Here is a 25,214-nt window from a genome sequence, read left to right as displayed (position 1 = left end):
GTCGAAGACCACCCCTGAGTACCGGAGCGGAATTAAGTATGTTTCGGCGTTCTCGAGCGTTATCGAGTTAAGTGAGAAAAGTTTTTGCTTTTCTAACAAGAGTGGAACCGCGGTGCTGCCGTCTCTTTGAGATTGGCAGTTTTTTATTGCTCAATATAAAGGAGGAATTGATATGTCGGAAATCAATATCACTTTAAAAGATGGCTATCAACGCCAATTTCCAGTCGGAATAACAATAGCAGAAGTTGCACGTTCAATTAGCCAAAAATTAGCAAAAACGGCCTTAGTAGCTAGATGGAACGGCCAGGTAGTAGATCTAAATCATAAAATAGATAAAGATGGAGAATTAGAAATTTTAACTTTTGAAAACGAAGATGGAGCAAAAGCATACCACCATAGTACTGCCCATATTATGGCTCAGGCTGTGCAACACCTTTTTCCAGATGTTAAATTCGGCATTGGACCTGCAATAACTAATGGATTTTACTATGATTTTGATACAACCCATGTTTTTACTCCGGAGGATTTAAATGCTATTGAGGAAGAAATGAAACGGATTATTAAAGCAGATTATTTTTTTGATAGAAAAGAGGTTCCCAGAGAAGAGGCTCTTAAGTATTTTGAGGAACAAGGTGAAATATATAAAGTAGAGCTAATCAATGATTTACAGGAAGATGCTGTAATAAGTATGTACAAGCAAGGCGATTTTGTAGACCTTTGCGCTGGGCCCCATGTACCATCTACGGGTAAAATTAAAGCAGTAAAATTAATGAGCCTAGCGGGAGCATATTGGCGCGGAAATGAAAAGAATAAAATGCTACAGCGAATTTATGGTACATCATTTCCAAAACAATCCCAACTTGATGATTATTTAAATAAACTGGAAGAGGCTAAAAAGAGAGACCATCGTAAATTAGGAGCACAGTTAGGATTATTTACTTTGCATGAAGAAGGCCCTGGTTTCCCTTTCTTCCATCCGAAAGGCATGATTATCCGCAATGAATTAGAAAATTTTTGGCGTGCTGAGCACCGCAAAAACGGGTATTTAGAAATTAGAACACCAATCATATTAAATCGGTCTTTGTGGGAGAGATCAGGGCATTGGGATCATTATAAAGAAAATATGTACTTTACTAAAATTGATGATCAAGATTATGCTATTAAACCTATGAATTGTCCCGGAGCACTGTTGGTTTATAAAACAGAACAGCATAGTTATAGAGATTTTCCTCTACGCATGGCAGAATTGGGATTGGTTCATCGCCACGAAAAATCTGGTGTTTTACATGGGCTGATGCGGGTAAGAGCTTTTACCCAAGATGATGCGCATATTTTTATGCTTCACTCGCAAATTACTGATGAAATTAAAAATGTCATTAATATGATAGATTCTCTTTATAGCATATTTGGTTTTAAATATTATGTTGAACTTTCGACTAAACCAGAAAAAGCCATGGGTTCTGATGAAATTTGGGAACAAGCTACTTCCGCCCTACAGAATGCTTTGGAACAAAGAAATATGCCTTATAAAATTAATGAGGGCGATGGGGCATTTTATGGTCCAAAAATTGATTTTCATTTAGAAGACTCCATTGGACGAACCTGGCAGTGTGGTACAATTCAATTGGATTTTCAAATGCCCGAAAAATTTGACTTAACTTTTATTGGGGAGGATGGACAAAAGCATCGTCCAGTAATGATTCACCGTGTTATTTTTGGCAGTATAGAAAGATTTATTGGTATCTTAATTGAACATTATGCTGGGGCTTTTCCTCTCTGGTTAGCTCCTGTACAAGCTCGTATTTTACCAATTGTTGATAAGCAGCTAGATTACGCATATGAGATAAAGAAAACACTTGAAAATCAAGGAATTAGAGTAGAAGTAGATGGAAGAAATGAAAAAATCGGTTATAAAATTAGAGAGGCTCAGTTAGAAAAAATACCTTATATGTTAGTTATAGGAGAAAAAGAGGCCACAGAAAAAACTGTAGCAGTGCGCAAAAGAAGTGCTGGAGATATGGGTACCATGTCAATTGAAAATATTTGTACGCAGATTCTGCAAGAAATTAAAAACAAAGAATAATATCGCTTGACTAAATGTAATTTTTTTAGTAATATAATTAGGTAATAATATTATCTATAAGTAGAAGCCGTCCGCTTCTCACCTTATTGCTAAGAGCTCATAAGGTTTAAGTTTAGAAGGTTAAGTATGTAATGCGGATGGAATATACCATCCGCATTTTTAATTATTTAGCTGGTAAATTTTTTGGAGGTGAAAATTATTAGTAAGGATTTGAGAGTCAATGAAGAGATCCGTGCTCGTGAGGTTCGTTTAGTTGATACAAATGGTGATCAACTAGGGATTTTAGCTCTTAAGGATGCTTTAAAATTAGCCCAGGAAAGAGGCGTGGATTTAGTAGAAGTAGCTTCTGCCGCGAAACCACCTGTTTGCAGAATCATGGATTTTGGTAAGTACTCTTATGAGCAAAGCAAACGGGAAAAAGAAGCACGGAAAAAGCAAAAAGTTATAAATGTTAAGGAAGTCAAATTCCGGCTGGGTATTGATGAGCATGACTTTCAAGTTAAGGCTAGAAATGCTATTAAATTTTTGCAAAGTGGAGATAAAGTCAAAGTAACCATTATGTTTCGAGGACGGGAAATCTCTCACACTGACCTTGGCAAAGAACTTTGCCTCAAACTTGCTAACCAGTTAAGCGATATTGCAGGAGTTGAAAAAGCTCCCAACGTAGAAGGAAAAAATATGACTATGATTCTTTCGCCTAAACAAGATAAGTAAGATTTAAAATAGCTCTAGAAGGAGGCAATAATTATGCCAAAAATGAAAACCCATAGGGGTGCGGCTAAAAGATTCAAAATAACTGGTACTGGAAAATTTAAAAGGGCTCATGCTTTTAAAAGCCATATTTTAGGAAAGAAATCACCAAAACGAAAACGTAATTTAAGACAGACAACTATAGTCAATAAGACCGATCAGCAAAAATTGACTAAATTATTACCATACTTATAAACTGTATTTGAGGAGGAAATATTATGGCTCGAGTTAAAAGAGGAGTTACAGCTCATCGCCGTCATAAAAAGATATTAAAACTGGCAAAGGGATACTTTGGTGCAAAGTCTAAGTTATTCCGACCTGCAAATCAGCAAGTTATGAAGTCTTTGTCATATGCTTATGCTCATAGGAAAAAACGCAAATCGGACTTTAGGAAGTTATGGATTGCTAGAATAAATGCTGCAGCTAGACAAAATGGCATTTCCTATAGCCGCTTGATTAACGGATTAAAACAAGCTGGTGTGCAAGTTAATCGTAAAATGCTTGCTGAATTAGCTGTTAGTGATAACCAAGCATTTAGTAAATTAGTGGCTACTGCTAAAAGTAATTTAAAGTAAAAGTCTAAAAAGGTGACTAAGGTTGCCTTTTTTAGTTTGGAGGAATTATATCTTGGCGACAGAAATTACTTCCAGACATAATCACTATATTAAATTGGTAAAGAATTTAGAAAAACGTAAATTTAGAGAAGAAACGGGTCTGTTTGTTTTAGAAGGTTTTAGAAGTTTGCAGGAAGCCATGGAAACAAAATATAAGCTGGAAGCAATTTTACTTACACCTTCTGCTTACGTAAAACTACAGTCAGATGATTATTATCAAAATCTAGAAGAGCGGACGAGGTTATTTATAGTTGAAGAAAAAATTTTTAACGATTTAGCCCAGACTCAAACGCCCCAGGGAATTTTAATCATTGCCCAAAAGAGAGTTTATAAATTGGATCATATGTTGGATTCCGGGAAGTTAGTTGTTGTTGCTGATGGTATTCAAGATCCAGGTAATTTAGGCACTATTATTCGTACTATGGCTGCAGCAGGAGCAGGGGGATTGTTATTAACCGGCGGTTCTGTAGATGTTTATAATCCAAAAGTACTGCGTTCAACTATGGGAGGTATTTTTTATTTACCTTTTGTAGTTGAGGATACTGAAGGTATTATTAAAGCGATAGAAAACTACGATTACAACTTAGTTGTTGCTGATATAAATGGTCGGCAAAAATATTATGAAATTGACTTATCGGGTAAAGTCGCCTTGGTAATTGGCAATGAAAACCATGGCCCAGCAGACATTTTTCTTCAAAGAGCTAGTTCCATTATTAAGATTCCTATGCCTGGAGGGGTGGAGTCTTTAAATGCAAGTGTAGCTGCAGCAATTTTAATTTACGAAACTGTACGTCAAAAGGGATTGTGAATCCGCCATTTCCTTGCCAAGACAAGTATTGGTATGATATAATCAGTTCATAAAAAGTTCCCCCAAAAAACTCATGGAAAGGTTGTGGTGTTTTTGCTTTTACCCGCCGATATTTTTTGGAGGATATTTGAGAAAACAGGCTCCATAGCTGCTTATATCATGTATCGTAAATTAATTGTACAATAATAGATAAAATGTAATGATCAGGAAAAGTAATAGTTTTCTAACCTTTTAGGGAGGCAGCATCGTGGACTGAAAGTGCTGTTAAGGTTGTAAACCATGAAGTTCACCTGTAAACAGCGAGCTGAAAGTAGACTTTTTACTATGAGTAGGTTAGCCGGGTTTCCACCGTTACTGGAATACGGTTTTATATTACCGATAAAGTAATCCGTAGTTTGGATTAATTTGGGTGGTACCACGGAAGATGGCTTTCGTCCCTTGGGATGAGGGCTTTTTATTTTGCCCAAAAATGTAAGTAGGAGGATCAGGATGCGAGAACAATTAGAGCAAATAAGAAAAAATGGACGCAGCGAATTAGTTAAGGCCGAAAATTTGGATATCTTAAATGAACTGCGAGTTAAATATTTGGGTAAAAAGGGATTATTAACCCAGGTATTAAGGGGTATGGGAAATTTAACTGCAGAAGAACGACCTGTTTTAGGGCAATTGGCCAATCAGGTTCGGAACGAGTTAGAGGCGATTATTGTAGAGCAGCGAGAAAAATTGCAACATTTAGCTTTAGAACTAAAGTTAGCTCAGGAAACTATTGATGTAACTCTTCCTGGACGGGTGATTGAAGTTGGAAATAAACATCCGTTAACATTAATCTTAGATGAAATGAAGAGTATTTTTAGTGGTATGGGTTTTACAGTTGCTGAAGGCCCAGAAATTGAATTAGATTACTATAACTTTGAAGCCTTAAATTTGCCCAAAGACCATCCAGCTAGGGATATGCAGGATTCCTTTTATATCTCTGAGGATACGCTTTTAAGAACACATACATCTCCCGTACAGGCTAGGGTTATGGAAAAAATGACTCCTCAGCTGCCAGTTAAAATCATTTCACCAGGTAAGGTTTATCGCCGGGATGATGATGCTACCCATTCACCTATGTTTCACCAAGTTGAGGGCCTTTTGGTAGATACTAATGTGACATTTGCAGATTTAAAAGGTATACTTTTAGCTTTTGTCAAACAAATGTTTGGAGAAGAACAAAAGATTAGGCTCAGGCCAAGTTACTTTCCTTTTACGGAGCCAAGCGCCGAAGTGGACATTGCCTGTGTAATGTGTGGAGGAAAGGGATGCAGAGTTTGTAAAGATTCTGGTTGGTTAGAAATATTAGGAAGTGGCATGGTACACCCTAGGGTTTTGGAAATGTCCGGTTATGACCCGGAAAAAGTAACTGGGTTTGCTTTTGGGATGGGAATTGAACGGATTGCTATGTTAAAATATGGAATTGATGACTTGAGGCTTTTATTTGATAATGACCTTCGGTTTATTAAACAGTTTAGGTAAAAGAGGAGGGAATAAGATGCTGGTTTCTTTAAAATGGTTAAAAGATTACGTACAGATAGATATGCCAACTAAAACCTTAGCACATAAATTGACTATGGCTGGTTTGGCAATTGATAATATACATAAACCTGGTGCAGGAATTAATAATGTTGTAGTAGGTAAAATTAAATCAATTGAAAAACATCCTCAAGCTGACCGCTTAGTTATTTGTCGAGTAGACGTTCAATCTGGGGAAGAACCTTTGACTATTATTACTGGGGCAACTAATGTTCAACCTGAAATGAAAGTACCTGTAGCTTTAGTCGGGGCTAGTTTACCTAATGGAGTAAAAATTTCCAAAGCAAATTTCAGAGGAATTGCTTCATATGGCATGCTATGTTCGGCACAAGAATTAGGAATAGATCCTGCTAGCCTTCCAGAGGACGAAAGAAATGGAATTATGAGCTTGCCTCAGGAAGCTGAAGTAGGACAGTCAGTACAAAAGATACTTGGGCTAGACGATGAAGTTTTAGAATTAGAATTGACGCCTAATCGGGCAGATTGTTTAAGCATAATTAATGTTGCTCGGGAAGTTAGTGCTATTACAGGATCAAAACTTCAAATTCCAGAAATAAAAGAATCAGAAACAAGTGAAGAAACGTCTAAACTTGCTACAGTTGAAATTGCAAATCCTGAATTTTGTGGCAGATATTCAGCTAGAGTTATTAAAAACGTTCAAGTCGGGAAATCTCCCTTATGGCTTAAACATCGCTTAGAGTCAGCAGGGATGCGTTCTATTAATAATATTGTAGACATAACAAATTTTGTTATGCTGGAAATGGGACAGCCATTACATGCTTTTGATTATGATTGCTTAACTGGACATCATATTGTTGTACGTACTGCTTATGCGGGAGAAGAAATACTTACATTAGATAATAATAAAAGAACATTAGATCAAGAAATGTTAATAATTGCTGATGAAAAAAAAGCAGTTGCTATTGCTGGTGTCATGGGCGGTCTGGAATCTGAGGTAACAAATCAGACAAAAACTATCTTATTAGAATCGGCTAACTTTACTGGTGCAAGTATTAGAAAAACATCTCGCAAATTAGGTTTGCGATCGGAAGCTTCTGCTCGCTATGAAAAAGGCATTAATATTGAAGGAACTATTGCTGCTTTAAACAGAGCAGTAGATCTTATAGAAAAATTAGGTGCTGGGCAAGGTGTTCCTGGAAATATCGATATTTATCCCCTGCATCAGCCTACCAAATGTGTTAAATTAAGGCCTGAGAGAGTGAACCAAATTTTAGGTATAAATTTAAGCCAGGAAACAATTATTAATTATTTGGAACGCCTTAATATGGAGGTTAGAGTAGACGGTGCACAATTTACAGTGGGCATACCTCCTTATCGTCAAGACATTAGTATAGAAATAGATTTAATTGAAGAAATTGCTCGAATGTTTGGCTATGACGAAATACCTACAACGCTCCCAGTAGGAACCATGTCCCAAAGTAAAAAGAGTACAGAGCAGCTCTTAGTAGAGAGGTCAAAGGATATTTTAACTGGGTGCGGTATGACTGAGGTAATCACTTACAGTTTTATCAGCCCAAAAGCTTTTGATAAATTAAGCTTGGAAAAAGAGCATACTTGGAGAAATGTAGTTACCATCAAGAACCCCTTAAGCGAAGAGCAAAGCGTAATGCGGACAACTTTAATTCCTGGGCTTTTAGAAGTGGCTACGAGGAACATTAAGCGGCGACAAACAAATATTAGCATTTTTGAAAACGGCAAGGTTTTTTTACCTAGGGTTGGAGAAGCTTTACCTGAGGAAGCTACCATACTTGCTGGCCTGGTTACTGGTGAACAGATTAAAACATGGAATTGGCCTAAGGAAATAAAGGATTTCTATTACTTAAAAGGAATTGTTGAAGCATTATTTTTAAAGTTGAATGCTACTTCCGCTGTATTTAAACCTAGTAAGTCTTACGCTTTTCTTCATCCCGGGCGTGGGGCAGAAATTTTAGTAGAAAACCAGGTTATTGGAGTAATTGGTGAAATTCATCCTACTGTACTGCAAAATTTTGAATTAGAACAGCCTGTATATGTTTTTGAATTACAAACGGGCTTACTTCTAAAAGGATTCAAAAAAGTAAAAACATATCAACCTTTGCCTAAATATCCAGTCGTTGAAAGGGATATGGCTTTCTTATTGCCTGAAAAAGTTACTATTCAAGAGGTAAATGATATTATAACTAAAGTAGGGGGAGAGTTGCTAGCTAATTTTAGTCTGTTTGATGTCTACAGAGGTAAACAAGTGCCAGAAGGTTGGAAAAGCATTGCTTATAACCTTATCTACCAAGCTCAGGATCGCACTTTAACTGACAACGAAGTTAATGAATTACATTTAAAAATTCAGTCAGAATTAAAGAATAATTTTCAAGCCCAGCTTAGAGAGTAATACTTTTATCTGATAGCAGGATTTTTAATAAAAAATGGAGAAAATAAATATATTGTATTTAAATAGTTAAGAGGGGGCGTTTGGTTGCAACAGGATAATCAGAATAAAAAATCTCGTACTGTAGTAAATATTTACGATTCCGAATATGTAGTGCGATCAGATGAAGCTCCTGAATATATAGAAATAATAGCTAATTATGTTGATCAAAAAATGAGACAAATTGCTCAAAAAAATAATACATTGCCTCTTTATAAAATAGCTGTATTAGCTGCACTAAATATTGCAGATGAACAAAAGAAAATACAGGATGATTACGATTCTCTTTTAAAGTTAATTGAAGAAGCTAAAGAACTTTAAATCGAGTAAGATAAAGCCGAAGTAATTTGCTTCGGCTTTATCCTTCTCACAGAACCGTATGTACGGGCCTCGTATACGGCTCCTGATAAACCTCAGTCATTTCTTGCAGAAGTGAGAAAACGCCGACATTGTATGTTTCCAAATCAATTAACCCTATTTCCTTAAACCAACTGTTTGGTAAGGCCATACTTTTTAATGGGCTTGCGGAGTTGCGCCGGGTTGTCATAGATATTTTCTCAAACTGACCTTTATATCCTCGTCTATGCAATTTCAGCCTCGGTTATCTTCTCTTTGTATAAATCTTCATGTCTGCAGTCAGATTCTTTGATTTATCTTCGCCCCTTCGCATTAAAGCGTTTTATAGCATTAATTGTAATCAGTTTGGGAAAATTAGTTTGGGTAATTGACTGTGAGGTGATGAGATGACAAATCTAGAAATAGCCTGGATTTTACAAGAAATTGCAGATCTTTTGGAGCTGCAAGGAGAGGATCCTTTTAAAGTTATGGCTTATAGGCAAGGAGCCAGGACAGTTAGGAATTTAGGAAAAGAATTAACAAATATTAAATCTAGGCAGGAACTAGAACATTTGCCTGGCATAGGCAAAAAATTATCATTGCAAATTACTGAGCTTTTAGCAACTGGCAAGTGTGCTTTGTATCAACGATTAAAAAAAGAAATCCCCATGACACTTAAAGAGCTGTTAAAAATTCCTGGTTTAGGGCCCAAATCTATTAAATTAATTCATGAAAGATTAGGAGTTAATGATCTTGCCGATTTAGAAAAAGCCACCTTGGAGAAGAAAATTCGTACTTTGCCCGGTATGGGTAGTAAAACTGAATTAAACATCCTACGTAGTATTGAGATGTTAAAACAAAACACTTATAGCAATATCCCCATCGGAATTGCTATGCCTTTAGCAGTACAGTTTATAGAAGATTTGAAGCAGCTTCCAGAAGTGCACCGAGGAGTAGTATGTGGAAGTTTACGTCGTGGAAAAGATCAAGTTGAAGCCATAGATTTATTAGTTTCAACAACTAATTCTGAAATAATTAAGCAAACTTTACGAAAGCATCCGCAAGTTAAAAAGCTATTAGACAGTGATCTAAAAAAGTGTGTGGTACTGACTTGGTTAGGCATAAAAGTAATAATAGAAATGGTTGAGGAAAAACAATTTTGGATTGCTTTGTATAATTTAACAGGATCCAAAAAACATAAACTCAAAATGAAAGAGAGGGCAGAAAAGCTTAATCTAAGATTAACTGAACAAGGCATTTACCCTGATGATTCTGAGGATAGTATAAATGTCAACAGTGAGGCGGATATTTATAAGTGTTTAGGTATGCTATACATACCGCCGGAGCTAAGAGAAGGAGAAAAAGAATTACAGGCTGCATTGAAAGGAAAAATTCCTCAATTATTAGAAATAGAAGATCTGAAAGGCGATTTACATTTACACACTTCCTGGAGTGATGGAGTAAAAAGCATTGAAAATATGGTTGAAAAAGCTAAAGAAAAAAAGTATGAGTATATTGCAATTACTGACCACTCTAAAAGTTTAAAAATTGCAGGAGGCCTTTCTGAAGAGCGTTTAAAAGAGCAGCATAAATTAATCAGAGAACTTAATAATAAATCTGATAATCTGCAAATTCTAACCGGAGTTGAAACGGATATTCTTGATACTGGCCAGCTGGATTACGACAATGATATTTTAGACAGCTGTGATTTAGTTATTGCCTCAATTCATTCAGGGTTTCGGCAAGATAGGGAAAAAATTACAGGTAGAATAGAAGCTGCATTAAAAAATCCCTATGTACATATTTTAGCTCATCCAACAGGAAGAATCATTGGCAGGCGCAATCCCTATAAGGTAGATTTAGAACGGATATTTGCTTTAGCCCACTCTGAAAATAAAATTTTGGAGATAAATTCCTCCGTTGATCGATTAGATTTAAGCTCTGAGCTGGCCTATAAAGCAGCCTATGATTATAAAATACCTATTTCCATTGATACTGATGCCCATGATACAGCTAAAATGGACGAAATTGCATACGGAGTGTTAACTGCTCGCAGAGGATGGCTTACAAAGGAGCATGTAATTAATACTAAATCATTGATTGAATTAAAAAAGTGTTTGAGTCGTAAAAGTTGACCACCAGTGTGAATTAGCAAATTAAAATAGCTCCTCATTTTCATCATAAATTAGGGTAATTTGCAAAAATAAGTTTCAAAAATTTCATTTTGTATTAGCCTACAGTAAAGCAGATTTCACATTGTCACGCTTTTTTAGGGTAAAAAATTAACCGGGAAATACCCGGTTTTTAGTTTAAATACCTACTTCCTGAGCGGACTTAATAACCGCCTCTTCATCAATACCTTCCATTCTTTTCCGCATCCATAAAGCAGGCAGTTAGTGGCTAAATTGTTGATTAGCCTCGGCCAACCCCTGGAACGGGTGGCAATAGCTTCTACAGCTCCTTCATTGTCAGAGGCAGCAACGAAAAGTTGGTTGTGCAGGTGGATCTGATACAGATTTTTGAGGATTATCTAAAGGTGTCAAGTGAGGTTTTCTATTATGACGTTGCGGTCCTGATCATGGAGATGAAAGCAAAAGATATAGAAACAGCACTTAGAAATTTCAATGAACGTATCGGACGGGTTGTATATCAAGTGCACAAATTGAAGTACATTATGCATATTAATATAAAGCTATTCCTTTGCAACATTGTGATGGTACTCTTTATATTGAAGAATATACCTCCAAATCTTTCATATCCTCTTCTCAAGAGTCATCTTCCTTTTTGTTCCAGAGGCCTCACTGAATAATTTATCCATTATCCTGGCATCAATTTTCAGCGTGTTGATTTGTCCCATTAAAGCCATGGGGCATAGCTGTTGGAACAGTTCAGGCATTCCGAATATGATCCACTAACCTTAAAATCCGAATATGAACGGGATGTTGCAAAAGGGCTTGCTATCAAAGTGCCGAAAATTACTTTCCTGACGATAATCCGGATAAGGTACCCATTGTCAGATGGAGAGGGCATGCAAACCTTCTTTTTGCAAACTGGCCGAATTACTATGTATACCAAGAGACACCGTATGATTTGAATGAGTTGAAATAGTCGGAACCATCATATCGTTTTTTTATTTAATAATTGGTTTATCATATTGACAGAATATATTTCCATACGGTAATATATAAAACATATAGGATTACTTGGTTATTTGAGGGAAAACTATGAAACTATCGACAAAAGGAAGATATGGCTTGAGATCAATGGCAGACTTTGCCGTCAATTCTTCCGGAGACCATGTATCTTTGTGCAGTATAGCCGAGAGACAAAACATATCGGAAAATTATTTGGAACAGGTCTTTTCAACTCTTAGAAAGGCAGGGCTGGTTAAGAGTGTCAAAGGCGCACAAGGAGGATATGTATCGGCCGACCAGTCTTCAAATATAAAGGTGGGTACTATCTTAAGGGCTCTTGAAGGAGAAAGCATATATTGATGTTTTACATTTAATTTTTATATTGAAATTCCGAGTAATAATATATGTTTAATCAGAAAATCTGACAAAGTTAATTGGGCATGAAACTCGCTTTTTAAGGCTAAGCAACAATCAAAGGAGAAATAAATCGCATTACCCGGTACGCCCTATCTGATAAGGCCTTTGAATTTGGCGCTGATATTGTCGTCCATTCGGCAACGAAATTTATAGGAGGTCATGGCACTTCCATTGGCGACGTAATTATCGATTCCGGTAAATTCGACTGGGCTGGAAGCGGAAGGTTTTCAGGCCTTACCGATCCTGACCCGAGTTATCATGACATAAGATGTGTTGAAGCTTTGGGGCCTCTTGTGTACATCATTAAGGCAAGAGTACAGTTATTAAGAGATACGGGGGCGGCAATAAGCTTGAACACTTTCACTGAGAGTTGAGAAGCATGTCTCAAATACAAAAAAGATTGCTGAGTTTCTCCGGAACCATCCGCTGGTATCATGGGTAAACTACCCGAGTATAAAAGGTAATAAGTATTATGAGCTTGCGTAGAAATACCTTCCAAAGGGAGCAGGTTCAATATTTACCTTCGGAATAAAGGGTGGAATTGATGCTGCGAAGAAATTCATAGACAGCCTTGAAGTTTTTTCCCTTCTGGCAAATGTGGCCGATGCAAAATCTCTCGTGATTCATCCTGCAACCACTACACACTCCCAATTGTCTGAGGAAGAACAGAGGGCTGCTGGTGTTACGCCCGACCAGATAAGCTCTCCATCGGAATTGAGGATGGCGAGGATCTTATCTATGACCTTGATCAAGCGTTGAAAAACGCAGTGGAGGTATAAAGCTCATGTGTGCAGCTTCTAAGCTTGAAATTCTTAAAACAAGGCTAAAATCAATGGGAAGTGTCGTTGTTGCCTTTTCAGGAGGAGTGGATTCGTCATTTCTCCTGAAGGTAGCCCATGAAGTACTGGGCGATAAAGTGCTTGCCGTGACTGCAAGATCTTCAACATACCCTGAAAGAGAGCTTGATGAAGCAGTAAAGTTCGCAGCTGACTATAAAATCCCCCATAGAGTTATTGTATCGGAAGAGCTTGAGGTAGAGGGCTTTTCGGAAAATCCTCCGAACAGATGTTATTTGTGTAAGCAGGAGCTCTTTAATAAAATAAAACAGCTTGCGCATAACGGAGGCTTCAAGTTTATAGCTGAGGGTTCAAATCATGACGATCTTGGGGATTACCGGCCCGGACTTCAGGCAATATCCGAGCTTGGGGTAGTAAGTCCTTTAAGGGAAGCAGGATTAACCAAGGACGAAATCAGGCTTTTATCTAGAGAGATGGGGCTTAAAACCTGGGATAAACCATCTTTCGCCTGTTTGTCATCAAGATTTCCTTATGGGGAGAAGATAACAAAGCAAAAGCTGGAAATGGTAGACAAAGCAGAGCAGTTTCTTATCGATTTAGGCTTTAAGCAGGTCCGTGTGAGGCATCATGGCAGCGTGGCAAGAATTGAAGCGGATGAGGGGGATTTTGGCAGGCTTATTGATAGACAAACCAGACAGGCAATATATTCAAGGCTTAAGGAACTTGGCTTTTTATATGTTTCCCTTGACTTGAAGGGCTACAGGACGGGAAGTATGAATGAAGGTTTTTATGAGAGGGGGGTTGAAGTGGATGCGTAAGATTATTAAGACCGATAAGGCTCCTACTGCTGTAGGCCCATATTCTCAGGGCATAGACACAGGGGTATTCATATACACATCAGGGCAGATTCCCATAAATCCTTCAACAGGCGAAGTGATTCACGGAGGGATTGAGGAACAGACGGCCCGGGCGCTGGAAAATCTGAAGAATGTGCTTGAGGCTGCAGGAAGCAGCATTTCTAAAGTTGTAAAAACCACTGTGTTTATTAAGGATATGGGTAGTTTTTCAGTGATGAATGAGGTGTATGAAAAGTATTTTACCGAGCCGTATCCGGCAAGGTCATGTGTTGAGGTAGCCAGGCTTCCAAAAGATGTATTGATAGAAATTGAAGCTGTTGCACAAAGATAAAAAAGGAGTGATGATGCTTTATGGGAATGTTAAACAATTAAGTATTGAAACGAAAGTGGTGCATGGATGTAAGGGTTATGACCCGCAGACCGGTGCAGTGAGCTTTCCAATATACCAGAGTGCTACCTTCAGGCATCCGGGTCTGAATCAAACAACGGGATATGACTATTCTAGGCTTCAAAACCCCACAAGGGAAGAGCTTGAGAATACCATTGCAAGCCTTGAAAACGGAAAGTACGGTTTTGCCTTTTCCAGCGGGATGGCAGCTGTTTCAACCGTGCTTTCTTTGTCTCTGCCCGGACAGCACATTATAGTTTCCGACGACCTTTATGGAGGTACATATGGTTGGCAGCCTCTGTCCATGAAAATACAACTGATAAAAGGAAGATGGTTATGAGCGTTGAAGCAGTGAGAGGATTTTTTATTGCCAGAGGATTGAAGGATCCGGTTTTTGAACTGAGTGACATCGGGGCAACTGTAGACGAAGCTGCAAAAGCTATAGGAGTGGGACCGGAATTAGTTGCAAAAACCCTGGCTTTCCGGGTAAATGAAAAGACTATATTGATTGTTGCACGGGGTGACGCACGGATTGATAATAAAAAACTCAAACAATTTTTTAAGACCAAGGCCAGAATGTCAAGCCACGAAGAAGTAGAGGATGTAACCGGGCATCCGGTGGGTGGGCTGTGCCCCTTTGGGCTGAAAAATCCCCTGGAAGTTTATCTGGATATTTCATTGAAGGATTTTGAGCAAGTTTATCCGGCCGCGGGTTCAAGGACAGTTGCTCTAAAAATAAGTCCCCAGGAAATAGTGGCGTTGACCGGCGCCCGATGGGTTGACGTATGTCAAATTTGCACCAAAAAGCAGAGAGATTAAAAAATAACATTGCAAACAGATTGATTGCTTTAGAATCATTTGCTATTGGGTTCGAAGTTTTTACTGATTGCTCTGCCAAAAACGAATAATGCTTTAAAAATAAAATAGAGTAAAATATATTAATTCCTATTAAACATATAGGAAAACAAAAAAATTTAAAAACTTATTGACATATTTTTCTTTGGATATTAAACTACTAATATAGTTGATAAAACATATAAGAATACTCGGAATTAAAATGCATTTTGGAGGCGATGTTATGTCAAAAATTGCAAAGAATCTGACTGATCTCATTGGTAATACCCCGCTGCTGGAGTTGTCAAATTACAACAAGGCAAACAATCTGGAAGTAAAAGTTATTGCAAAGCTGGAATATTTTAATCCGGCATCCAGTGTAAAGGACAGAATCGGCTACTCAATGATAAATGATGCAGAGGAAAAGGGCTTGATAACCAAGGATACCGTCATCATTGAACCGACAAGCGGCAATACAGGGATTGCGCTGGCGTTTGTTGCTGCTGCCAAGGGTTATAAAATGATATTGACAATGCCGGACACCATGAGCATTGAGAGAAGGAACCTTTTGAAGGCTCTGGGAGCAGAGCTAGTCTTAACTCCAGGCGCCGAGGGAATGAAGGGGGCTATCAGGAAAGCGGAAGAATTGGCGGCACAAACGCCCAATTCATATATACCCCAGCAGTTTAAAAATCCTGCAAATCCTGAGATACACCGCAGGACTACGGCAGAGGAAATCTGGAGAGATACCGACGGTCAGGTGGACATATTTATCGGAGGTGTGGGGACAGGCGGCACTATTACAGGTGTCGGAGAAGTACTTAAAGCAAGGAAACCCGATGTTAAGATTGTAGCGGTTGAACCGAACGATTCTCCGGTATTGTCGGGTGGAAACCCGGGACCTCACAAAATTCAAGGAATCGGTGCAGGATTTGTTCCTGATGTTCTAAACACGTCGATTGTTGATGAAATATACAAGGTAAAAAATGAGGAAGCCTTTGAAACATCAAGGAAGCTTGCAAAAACAGAGGGCTTGCTGGTGGGAATATCTTCGGGTGCTGCTGCTTTTGCTGCTACACAGATTGCTAAAAGACCTGAAAACAAGGGTAAAACTATTGTTGTTCTTCTTCCGGACACGGGAGAAAGGTATCTGTCCACAGTTCTCTTCCAGGAAGATTAGGAATCTCGATAATTAACTTCGCTTTTTGCAAAATAATTGTTGGTAACTGCATTGCAGACATTTGGTTCTAGCCAGGGTCCTTTTTTCAAGAGCTTGAGTTGTACCTTTCTACACTAGTTCTGTCATCGCAAAGTTCCTGCCACTTCTTTGCACCTCGATATAGAAAATCTACGCAAATTATCTTGGACATTTACCTTAAAAGCCATGCCATAATTAGAGGCGAGCACCAAAGCTGTCAAACTTAGCACCCCATACAGCGTTTCCTATGTTTTTTTGGATTTGGGTTCAATTATTTGTGAACCTTAATGGCTGTACTGTCTATAGCAATCTTAAAACCATTAATGTTGCCTTCGTTGCCCATAGGACCCTGGCTAATGAATAGCTGGTTCTTTTATAATCTTAAATCCTACTATAATGATATAAATACTATAGTATGTTATATAAGAGGTGGTCAAATTTGACTTCAGGGGTTGTAAAAGTTTTTGTTTACGGGCCACTTTATAGGCATAATCCTTGGTTTTGTGACGGGAGTTTCAATCGGCTGGAATAAAAAGTGCAATTATTGGATTATGCCTCTTTTAAATATTATTGGGCCTATACCTGCAACAGCTTGGATACCCATTGCAATGGCTGTTTTTCCGACAAGCTTCTGGGCCAGTGTGTTCCTGATTATTTTGGCGGTATGGTTCCCGGTCACGGTTATGACCAGTTCCGGAATAGCAAATGTAAGAAATGCATTTTTTGAAGTTGCAAAGACATTGGGTGCCAGTCAACGATACCTTATTTTCAGGGATGCAATCCCAGCAGCATTTCCAATGATATTTATCGGTCTATTTATGGGACTTGGCGGATCTTTTTTGACTTTGATTGTTTCGGAAATGCTCGGCGTAAAAGCAGGTTTGGGCTGGTACATCAACTGGGCTCAAGGCTGGGCTGAATATAGCAAGGTTTACGCAAGCCTTATTGTAATAGCTCTAATCTTTTCCACTTAATATCCTTTCTTTTCAAATTTAAAGACAGAGTACTCATATGGCAAAGGGGGGCTGATCAAATGGTAAATGCGGATATGAATACTCGTCTTCCACAGAGTAAATATGGCGGGCCATAACTGTCAAGAATGTTAAAAGAGTTTTCCATAATCCGCATGGCAATGAGATAGTAGCGCTTAATAACATTAATTTGCATATTTATCCCGGTGAATTTATTTCCTTAGTTGGACCCAGTGGTTGTGGAAAATAAACTCTTCTCAGACTTGTTACAGGACTTGACACATCTACAAATGGAGAGCTTTTGCTTGATGAACAAGGTATTAATGGACCAAATTATGAGCGCTGTCTGGTTTTCCAGGATCCTACACTGTTTCCATGGTTGAATGTGTATGACAATGTAGCGTCAGGCCTGATTGGGCGTGGGATATACCGTGAAAAGAAAGGCGAAGTAGATGATTACATCAATCTTGTCGGTTTAAAGGGCTTTGAAAAGTCATATCCGCATCAGCTTTCGGGGGGTATGGCCCAGCGTGCTGCTCTAGCAAGAGCGCTTGTAAATCATCCGAAGGTGCTGCTGCTGGATGAACCTCTTGGTGCGCTAGACGCTTTTACCCGCATGCAGATGCAGGACGAAATATTAAGGATCTGGGAGGAACGCGGAACGACAATGATGCTTGTCACGCACGATGTCGATGAAGCCATATATTTAAGCGACAGGATTGTTATTATTACTCCCAGGCCAGGAAAGATACAGGAAATCATTGACGTTGAAATGGGTAGGCCGAGAAGCAGGAATCATCCTGACTTTTTCAGGCTTCGGTCCAGGATTCTCGAAACGCTTCATTTTGCCAAAGAGAACGAACCTTTGAATTATTACCTATAGCAAATCACTGGAGGGTCTTAATATGCCAAAAAGCAAAGAGGAATTATATAAAAGCTTATCGGATGCCGTATTGAATATGGAGGAGGAAGAGGCTGCAATACTTGCAAATGAAGTAATTATTAAAAAGTATGATGCCTATGAAGCTATAGACAAAGGACTTGCAGATGGAATGGAAAGAGCAGGGAAGCTCTTTGAGGAAGAAGAGTATTTTATCCCTGAACTCTTGATATGTTCAGATGCCATGTATGCGGGACTTGATATATTGAAGCCTCATTTGAAAGCGGTCGAGCAGGGGGAAAAGCATAAAGTTGTGATAGGTGTTGTTGAAGGTGATACCCATGACATCGGCAAGAACCTGGTGAAAATAATGCTGGAAACTTCCGGCTTTGAAGTGGTTGATTTGGGACGGGACGTTCCGCCGAGGACTTTTATTGAAAAGGCTAAAGAAGTCAACGCGGAGATAATTGCCCTTTCAACCCTCATGACTACCACGATGGATGGAATGGCGGAAGTAATAAAGATACTAAATAATGAAGGTATAAGGGGAGACTTTAAGGTTATGGTCGGCGGGGGGCCTATATCTCAGAGTTTTGCCGATAAGATCGGGGCAGATGGCTATTCCTCCAATGCCTCAGAGGCAGTGAAGCTCGCCAAAAAGCTTGTTGGGGGTGCGGTCTGAGGTTATGGACCAGTTGACGCCTATCGAAAGAATGACGGCATATAATAAGGGGCAGGCTGTAGACCGGCTGCCGTGTGTGCCAATTGTAGGTAATACGGCCGCAAGGGTTATCGGAGTTAAAGTATCCGAATTTCGTGGAAACGGCGCCTTGCTGGCAAAGGCCCATATTGCCGCATATAAGCTTTTTAAATATGACATCATCCGCATTTTTACCGATTTATATACTCAAGCTGAGGCGATGGGGGCGAAGGTCCACTATCCGGAAGACGAAACAGCTTTTCTTGCAAGTCCGGCAATCAAGGATGTGGCGGAAATTGACCGTCTTGAACCGGCTGACCCGTACAAAGATGGCAATTTGCCCCAGCATCTTGAGGCAATGAAGATTGCTGTCAATGAGGTAGGCAAAGAAGTTACGGTTACAGGTGCGGTGACCTGCCCCTTTACAAATGCTTCCTTTTTAATTGGCACTGAAAACCTGGTAAGGCTTACTCTGAAAAACCCCGAAGCAGTCCATAAATTATGCAAAGTTTCGCTTGAGACTAATCTAAGGTATGCAAAAGCCATCATCGATGCCGGCTGTACACCCAGCCTGACAGATGCCATGTCTTCTTCCACCGTGATCAGCCCAAAACAATTTAAGGAGTTTTCTTTTCCTTATTTAAAGGCGTTGATCGATTACATTCACTCCAGAGGGAAGCCGGTAACTTTGCATATCTGCGGCAAGACAGACAAGATCTGGGAACTGATGGCGGAGGCAGGGGCCGATTGCATCAGCATAGACAATGATGCGGATTTACAGCAGGCCAAGGAGAAAGTCGGGCACAGAGTCAGGCTGATGGGGAATGTAAGTCCCTCGGAAATCATGCTGCAAGGCACCACCGCCGATGTAAAAAGAGCGGTAATTGCATGTGTTGGGAAAGCTTATGACAACCCCAAGGGATATATTGTCGCTTCAGGGTGCAGCCTTCCTACAGAAACACCCTTTGAAAATATTAAGGCAATGCTTGATACCGTCAGGGAAATAGGGTATCCGGTGACGGAAGATAAAATACGCTATGTCAAATATAAAAACTAAATTTATTCATGATAAGGAGCCTTATGCACGAAATAAATATATTAACAAAGGCCGGATTAACGGTCTGGCTCCATAATAAAATGATTGATGAAAAAGGTGGATCAAAATGAGCATAATCAGCCCAAAGGAAAGATTAATCAGGGTTTTGAATAAAAAAAAAGTTGACAGACCCCCTGTTGTATGTCCGGGGGGCATGATGAATGCGGCGGTAGTTGATGTTATGAACAAAACAGGCCATACTTTTCCGGAGGCCCATCATGATGCAAGGTTGATGGCGGAGCTTTCCTACGACGTACATGAATATATAGGGTTTGAAAACTTTGGGATACCTTTTTGCATGACTGTTGAAGCAGAGGTGCTGGGAAGCGAAATAAATTTTGGAACACTTACCTGCGAGCCTAAAATACAAAGGGAGTTGTTTGCTTCAGTAGCGGCAATTGACTATAAAGATATTAAAACAATTCTTAAATCAGGGAGAATCGGTACCGTTGTGCAGGCATGCCATCGTCTATCTAAAAGCTTTCCCGACATACCTGTCATAGGTAGCTTGACAGGGCCGATCAGTACAACTGCTTCCATAGTCGATCCGATGTCTTTCTTGAAAGGGCTTAGAAAGGATAAGACACATGCCCATAGAGCTATAGAGTATGTGACCGATTTTCTAATAGAATACGCAAAGCTGTTGATTGATAACGGAGCAACAATAATATCCATTGGGGATCCGACGGCTACCGGCGAAATATTGGGTCCTAAGATGTTTGAAGAATACGCTGTGAAGTATTTAAATAAATTGATTGAGGGAATTCGTCCATTAAATGCACCGGTTATAGTCCATATATGCGGTGATATGAATTCCGTAAAGCACTTGCTACCGCAGATCAGGTCGGATGCAATAAGTACCGATGCACTGGTGAATCTGCGTTTGTTAAAAGAAGAGTTCCCATCCCTCACAACCATGGGCAACTTAAGTACTTTTTTACTGCAATTCGGTACTCCGGACAAGGTAGCGGCACGTACGGAAAGGCTTATAAAAGACGGGATTGATATCATATCGCCTGCTTGCGGTTTGAGCACATCCTCCTCTCTGGAAAACATACAGGCAATGACCAATACCGTAAAGGAGCAATAGTGATGGCTAAAGTAGAATTTTGTAATGAAAATATTACAGTTCAGGTTGATGAAGGGGCAACTGTACTGGAAGCAGCAAGGCAGGCCGGCGTAACAATTGAGTCCCCCTGCAACGGTGCAGGCGTTTGCGGCAAATGCAGGGTAAAGGTTGACGGCAAGTCTGTTAAAAATATTTTGCATGGGAATGGCCATCGGCTTTCAAGAGAGGAAGAGCTTGAAGGGTATGTTCTGGCCTGTGAAGCCAGGATAAAGGGGGATGTAGCTGTTAAAACGCCTGAAAGCCATAAGCGCAGGTATTTGAAAATATTGGACCATGGAAAAAGCTTTGACATAATCATGGATGCCTTTATTCACAAACAGTATGATGCAGATAAAGGCCTGACGCATGTTTATGCCGGGGAAGACCTTCTGGGAAGCGAGGATGGAGACACTGCATCTGAAAGCTTTGGAGCGGTTGTGGATATTGGAACAACTACACTGGTTGCCTCGCTTGTGAATCTGAATAGCGGAGAAGAGCTGGATTCCATATCTGCCTTAAATCCTCAGGCTGTCCATGCACAGGATGTGCTGTCCAGGATAAAGCTTGCATCGGAGGAGAGCGGGTTAAAGCTGATGTATTCGGGGCTTATTGCAGAAATAAACCGGATGATTGCTGATTTGACGAAGAGAAACAATATCAGCCGTGAAAGGATTTATGAAGTTGTGTTCAGCGGGAATACCTGCATGCTTCACCTGGCTTCCAATGTAAACCCTTGTTCTATGGGCAGGTTCCCATATCATCCAGAAATAACCGGAGATGTGCATCTTAAAGCATCAGAACATAACCTGGCCATATCAAAATTCGGCATAATATACCTTCCTCCCGTAATTTCAGCCTATGTAGGCGCAGACATTACATCCGGCGTGCTTGCATCACAACTGCATGAGAGAAAAGGAGTCACACTGTTTGTTGATGTTGGTACAAACGGGGAAATGGTATTGGGATTTGATGGCCGGCTTTCGGCTACATCGACTGCCGCCGGACCGGCGTTTGAAGGAATGAACATTACCCATGGAATGAGGGCAGGTACCGGCGCCATTGAATTTTTCAATATAGAAGATACCGGGAGTATAACCATAAAAACCATTGGAGAGGAAGAAGCCATAGGCATATGCGGCAGCGGGCTCCTGGATATCGTAGGAGAGCTTGTAGCTTATGGAGTCATAAATAAAAACGGTAAATTGATCGAGCCTGAAACAGAAGGGATATTGCTTGCCTTAAGGGAAAGGCTTTTGAAGTCGGACGGAAAACCGGTGTTTAAAGTGACCGACAGGGTTGTGCTCACACAGAAGGACATCAGGCAGGTACAGCTTGCAAAGGGTGCCGTAAGGGCGGGTATAGAGTTTTTGCTCAAAAGCAAAGGCATAAAAGCTTCAGATGTTGACAGGGTTTTGATTGCAGGCTCCTTTGGTTATCATTTGCGGGCCAAAAGCCTTATAAATATCGGACTCCTGCCGCCCGAGTTTGAAGGGAGGATTGAGTTTATAGGCAATACCTCCAAATCCGGAGGGTATGCATTTTTGTTGAACAAAACCTACAGAACACAGATGGCCGGATTGCTAAAAACCGTTGAAGTGATTGAACTGGCAAATTACAAGGACTTTGATAAAGTGTTTGTAAGTTGTCTAAATTTCTGAGGAGGGTTGAAAATGGACAATGATAAGAAAAACTTAAGTTGTTCCGACTGCGGTGTATTGAACTGCTATCGAAGGGATAAAAGCTTTCCTGAGTTTTGCTTGACTGCCAGGATTTCAGATAAAGAGATTGAAAAAGTAAATGAGCTGTACAGGAAAGATAATTTTGTGTCTAAGCTTTCCTTTGTGGCAGCGGAGATAGAAGGCAAATATTATGGAAAGCTCACCAGGGTTGAAGAAATTATTGCTTTTGCAAAGAGAATTGGAGCCCGGAAAATCGGTATTGCCACTTGTATAGGATTGATGAATGAAGCCAAAACTTTTGTTAAAATACTTAAAGCAAAAGGGTTGGAAAGCTATAGCGTAATTTGCAAGGTTGGTTCCATAGATAAGACCGATGTAGGAATACCCGAAGAATTAAAGGTACAGAAAGGGTGCCACGAGGCGCTTTGCAACCCTGTGCTACAGGCAAGGCTAATGAATAAGGAGAAGACAGATCTGAATGTGATTGTTGGACTTTGCGTAGGTCATGACTCTTTATTTATCAAGTATTCAGAAGCGCCTGTAACCACTTTGATAACTAAAGACAGGGTACTTGGGCATAACCCTGCCGCAGCTTTATATACGAGTGGGTTTTATTACAAAAGGCTGCTTCAGGAAGGCGATATCTGATAAAAAAATTACCTTAAATCATAGTACGCATATAGGAATAATAAAAGTATTTCTTATTGAAAACTGGAATGGAGGGATCAGGATGAATGATCCAAAAAAGAAAAGTGATATCGTAGTTAAAACGAAATTGAAAAATACCCTTTTGGAGGCGCTGTATACTATCCAAAATGGATCCATTACAGTCATAAAGCAGGATAACACAATTATTCAAATTAATCTAAATGAAACAATATTTCTCGGCGACCAGAGCATAAAGGAAAACGTTGCAAAGGGGGCTTAATTGTGACACTTTCCGAAGGCATTGATAAAAAAAAGATGCAAGTCTCCGAAGAGGATTTAAGAAAGCCGCTTCAATATCTTGAAAGCATTCAATACGGTTCTGTAACGCTTTTTATCCAGGAAGGCAGGATCGTGCAGATAGAAAAAAGCGAAAAAATCAGACTGAAATAGTATATACTAAACCTATTGACATAGTAGTTTTTATAATTTAAAATATAGTAAAACGATAGGAAAAGTAAGTAATTGTTTTGATCATACCCAACAGAGTTTAGTTGACCAGAAAGACTGGAGGCTAAGTTTTCAACCTCAAACAGGAGGTTGTTAAGCTTGGCCTTTTTGTTTTGTGAAAGGAGATGTTTTTATGGAAGGTTGCCTTCAAACCAAAATAAACACTAAATTTGACCATCTGGTGAAAAAGCATCCCTGCTTCAGCAGTAAAGCGCATTTTAAATACGGACGTATTCATTTACCGGTCAGTCCTACTTGCAACATACAGTGCAAATTTTGCAAAAGAAGCTTTAACAAATGTGAAAAAAGACCGGGGGTGGCAGCTTCCATATTAACGCCCGAAAAAGCTTTAGAGGCGGTAGACCGTGCGTTGGAGCTTTGCCCGGAAATTACCGTAGTGGGAATTGCAGGACCCGGGGATACGCTTGCAACTCCTCATGCACTGGATACCTTTGAGCTTATACATCAAAAATACCCGCAGCTTATAAAATGTCTAAGCACCAATGGGCTTATGCTGAAAGAATACGCCGAGAGAATCATAAAGGCCGGTGTGAAAACTGTGACCGTCACTGTTAATGCCGTGCAGGCGGATGTTTTACAGAATATTTGCTCATATATTGTTTATAGCGGACATCATATGACCGGCAAGGAAGCTGCATTATGGCTGCTGCTTGCGCAATTGGCAGGCATGAAAAGGATCAGTGAATTGGGCGCAACCGTGAAAATCAACACAGTCCTTATCCCCGGTATCAATGACAGCCATATAGGTGAGATTGCAAGAGTAACAGCTGGAGCAGGTGCCTCTTTGATCAATATCATTCCTTTGATCCCGCAAAATGAAATGGCACGTTTCCGTCCACCTGATTGCACTGAACTGAATGCTGCCAGAGAGGCTGCCGAAAAATACCTGCCGGTCTTCAGACATTGTCAGCAGTGCCGAGCAGACGCATGTGGCATACCCGGGAAAGGAATTGATTTTGGAGATATTCTTTATGGACACAGGGTAGAGACATTCTCTCACGGATAAAACAGCAATGGGGAGTACCCCGGAGGGAGGAGACAAAATTATGCCTTACAGAGTAGCGATAGCCAGTAGTGACGGCAAGGTAATTAACCAGCATTTCGGCAGGAGCAGGCAATTCCTTATATTTGAAATTGCTGAAAACGGAGCATGGAGTTTTGTTGAACTCAGAGAAAATACACCTCCGTGTGGAATGGGTGAACATCATGAGGATGAAATGAGGTGGACGGCAGCATTGCTGTCCGATTGCAGCACGGTGCTTGCAAGCCAGGTAGGCCCAGGGGCAGAGCAGGCCATGAAGGAAAAGGGAATCACTGCTTATTTCAATTTAAGATTTTATAGATAGTGCATTAAAAAAGCTGGTTGACTATGATAGAAGACAAAAAGACCGGCA

23 protein-coding genes, 5 pseudogenes and 3 other annotated features (1 of these 31 running past the window's edge) are annotated in these 25,214 nt (G+C 39.9%); all 28 genes and pseudogenes read left to right on the top strand.

Annotated features, from left to right (window positions below):
- Positions 1-129, top strand: a binding site (T-box leader) (it extends 84 nt beyond the left edge of the window).
- Between the two features lie 43 nt (positions 130-172).
- The 28 genes and pseudogenes from thrS (at position 173) to RDV78_09980 (ending at position 25,166) form a co-directional block, all read left to right on the top strand.
- A complete protein-coding gene (gene thrS, locus RDV78_10115) occupies positions 173-2,083 on the top strand; it encodes a threonine--tRNA ligase (protein ID MDS1030799.1) in 1,911 nt (636 codons plus the stop codon).
- A 52-nt stretch (positions 2,084-2,135) separates the two neighbouring features.
- Positions 2,136-2,252 (top strand) — a sequence feature (ribosomal protein L20 leader region).
- 14 nt (positions 2,253-2,266) lie between these two features.
- Positions 2,267-2,797 carry a translation initiation factor IF-3 gene (gene infC / locus RDV78_10110; GenBank protein MDS1030798.1) on the top strand — a complete coding sequence of 177 codons (531 nt, stop codon included), beginning with the start codon at positions 2,267-2,269 and terminating at the stop codon, positions 2,795-2,797.
- A 33-nt stretch (positions 2,798-2,830) separates the two neighbouring features.
- Positions 2,831-3,028, top strand: a complete 198-nt coding sequence (rpmI, locus tag RDV78_10105; GenBank protein MDS1030797.1) for a 50S ribosomal protein L35 — start codon at positions 2,831-2,833, stop codon at positions 3,026-3,028.
- 23 nt (positions 3,029-3,051) lie between these two features.
- The gene (gene rplT, locus RDV78_10100; GenBank protein ID MDS1030796.1) at positions 3,052-3,408 is read left to right on the top strand and encodes a 50S ribosomal protein L20; all 357 of its coding nucleotides are present in this window, start codon (positions 3,052-3,054) and stop codon (positions 3,406-3,408) included.
- Between the two features lie 52 nt (positions 3,409-3,460).
- A complete protein-coding gene (locus RDV78_10095; GenBank protein MDS1030795.1) occupies positions 3,461-4,255 on the top strand; it encodes an RNA methyltransferase in 795 nt (264 codons plus the stop codon).
- Between the two features lie 190 nt (positions 4,256-4,445).
- Positions 4,446-4,697 (top strand) — a binding site (T-box leader).
- A gap of 47 nt (positions 4,698-4,744) precedes the next feature.
- A complete protein-coding gene (gene pheS / locus RDV78_10090; protein MDS1030794.1) occupies positions 4,745-5,770 on the top strand; it encodes a phenylalanine--tRNA ligase subunit alpha in 1,026 nt (341 codons plus the stop codon).
- Positions 5,771-5,786: 16 nt separating this feature from the next.
- On the top strand, positions 5,787-8,213 hold the full coding sequence (gene pheT / locus RDV78_10085) for a phenylalanine--tRNA ligase subunit beta (protein MDS1030793.1): 2,427 nt from the start codon (positions 5,787-5,789) through the stop codon (positions 8,211-8,213).
- An 84-nt stretch (positions 8,214-8,297) separates the two neighbouring features.
- Positions 8,298-8,570 carry a cell division protein ZapA gene (gene zapA / locus RDV78_10080; GenBank protein ID MDS1030792.1) on the top strand — a complete coding sequence of 91 codons (273 nt, stop codon included), beginning with the start codon at positions 8,298-8,300 and terminating at the stop codon, positions 8,568-8,570.
- 422 nt (positions 8,571-8,992) lie between these two features.
- Positions 8,993-10,720, top strand: coding sequence for a DNA polymerase/3'-5' exonuclease PolX (polX, locus tag RDV78_10075; GenBank protein MDS1030791.1), 1,728 nt, complete (start codon positions 8,993-8,995; stop codon positions 10,718-10,720).
- Positions 10,721-11,478: 758 nt separating this feature from the next.
- Positions 11,479-11,693: pseudogene (locus RDV78_10070) on the top strand (homoserine O-succinyltransferase).
- Between the two features lie 116 nt (positions 11,694-11,809).
- Positions 11,810-12,064: pseudogene (locus tag RDV78_10065) on the top strand (Rrf2 family transcriptional regulator).
- A 153-nt stretch (positions 12,065-12,217) separates the two neighbouring features.
- Positions 12,218-12,915, top strand: a pseudogene (locus RDV78_10060) (PLP-dependent transferase).
- A 5-nt stretch (positions 12,916-12,920) separates the two neighbouring features.
- Positions 12,921-13,751, top strand: coding sequence for an ATP-dependent sacrificial sulfur transferase LarE (gene larE, locus RDV78_10055; GenBank protein ID MDS1030790.1), 831 nt, complete (start codon positions 12,921-12,923; stop codon positions 13,749-13,751).
- Positions 13,744-14,121, top strand: coding sequence for a RidA family protein (locus RDV78_10050; protein MDS1030789.1), 378 nt, complete (start codon positions 13,744-13,746; stop codon positions 14,119-14,121). Before larE ends, RDV78_10050 begins: the two co-directional genes overlap by 8 nt.
- Before the next feature lie 10 nt (positions 14,122-14,131).
- Positions 14,132-14,464, top strand: a pseudogene (locus tag RDV78_10045) (PLP-dependent transferase).
- A gap of 50 nt (positions 14,465-14,514) precedes the next feature.
- A complete protein-coding gene (locus RDV78_10040) occupies positions 14,515-14,997 on the top strand; it encodes a YbaK/EbsC family protein (GenBank protein MDS1030788.1) in 483 nt (160 codons plus the stop codon).
- Positions 14,998-15,256: 259 nt separating this feature from the next.
- Positions 15,257-16,192, top strand: coding sequence for a cysteine synthase A (gene cysK, locus RDV78_10035; protein MDS1030787.1), 936 nt, complete (start codon positions 15,257-15,259; stop codon positions 16,190-16,192).
- A 521-nt stretch (positions 16,193-16,713) separates the two neighbouring features.
- On the top strand, positions 16,714-17,184 hold the full coding sequence (locus tag RDV78_10030) for an ABC transporter permease subunit (GenBank protein ID MDS1030786.1): 471 nt from the start codon (positions 16,714-16,716) through the stop codon (positions 17,182-17,184).
- 100 nt (positions 17,185-17,284) lie between these two features.
- Positions 17,285-18,064: pseudogene (locus RDV78_10025) on the top strand (ABC transporter ATP-binding protein).
- Positions 18,065-18,086: 22 nt separating this feature from the next.
- Positions 18,087-18,743, top strand: a complete 657-nt coding sequence (locus RDV78_10020) for a corrinoid protein (GenBank protein MDS1030785.1) — start codon at positions 18,087-18,089, stop codon at positions 18,741-18,743.
- 4 nt (positions 18,744-18,747) lie between these two features.
- The gene (locus RDV78_10015) at positions 18,748-19,818 is read left to right on the top strand and encodes a uroporphyrinogen decarboxylase family protein (GenBank protein MDS1030784.1); all 1,071 of its coding nucleotides are present in this window, start codon (positions 18,748-18,750) and stop codon (positions 19,816-19,818) included.
- Positions 19,819-19,924: 106 nt separating this feature from the next.
- Positions 19,925-20,947 (top strand): MtaA/CmuA family methyltransferase, encoded by a 1,023-nt coding sequence (locus RDV78_10010; protein ID MDS1030783.1) that lies wholly within the window; start codon positions 19,925-19,927, stop codon positions 20,945-20,947.
- A 2-nt stretch (positions 20,948-20,949) separates the two neighbouring features.
- Positions 20,950-22,623 (top strand): ASKHA domain-containing protein, encoded by a 1,674-nt coding sequence (locus RDV78_10005; GenBank protein MDS1030782.1) that lies wholly within the window; start codon positions 20,950-20,952, stop codon positions 22,621-22,623.
- Between the two features lie 12 nt (positions 22,624-22,635).
- Positions 22,636-23,292 carry a DUF1847 domain-containing protein gene (locus RDV78_10000; protein MDS1030781.1) on the top strand — a complete coding sequence of 219 codons (657 nt, stop codon included), beginning with the start codon at positions 22,636-22,638 and terminating at the stop codon, positions 23,290-23,292.
- A gap of 82 nt (positions 23,293-23,374) precedes the next feature.
- The gene (locus tag RDV78_09995) at positions 23,375-23,572 is read left to right on the top strand and encodes a DUF2292 domain-containing protein (GenBank protein ID MDS1030780.1); all 198 of its coding nucleotides are present in this window, start codon (positions 23,375-23,377) and stop codon (positions 23,570-23,572) included.
- 2 nt (positions 23,573-23,574) lie between these two features.
- The gene (locus RDV78_09990; GenBank protein ID MDS1030779.1) at positions 23,575-23,742 is read left to right on the top strand and encodes a YezD family protein; all 168 of its coding nucleotides are present in this window, start codon (positions 23,575-23,577) and stop codon (positions 23,740-23,742) included.
- A 190-nt stretch (positions 23,743-23,932) separates the two neighbouring features.
- A complete protein-coding gene (locus RDV78_09985) occupies positions 23,933-24,826 on the top strand; it encodes a radical SAM protein (protein MDS1030778.1) in 894 nt (297 codons plus the stop codon).
- Positions 24,827-24,866: 40 nt separating this feature from the next.
- Positions 24,867-25,166, top strand: coding sequence for a NifB/NifX family molybdenum-iron cluster-binding protein (locus tag RDV78_09980; GenBank protein ID MDS1030777.1), 300 nt, complete (start codon positions 24,867-24,869; stop codon positions 25,164-25,166).
- Positions 25,167-25,214 lie beyond the last annotated feature (48 nt).

The organism is Bacillota bacterium LX-D (genome assembly GCA_031628995.1).
Lineage (GTDB): Bacteria > Bacillota > DUOV01 > DUOV01 > Zhaonellaceae > JAVLUO01.
This window is presented reverse-complemented; position numbering and strand designations above follow the sequence as displayed.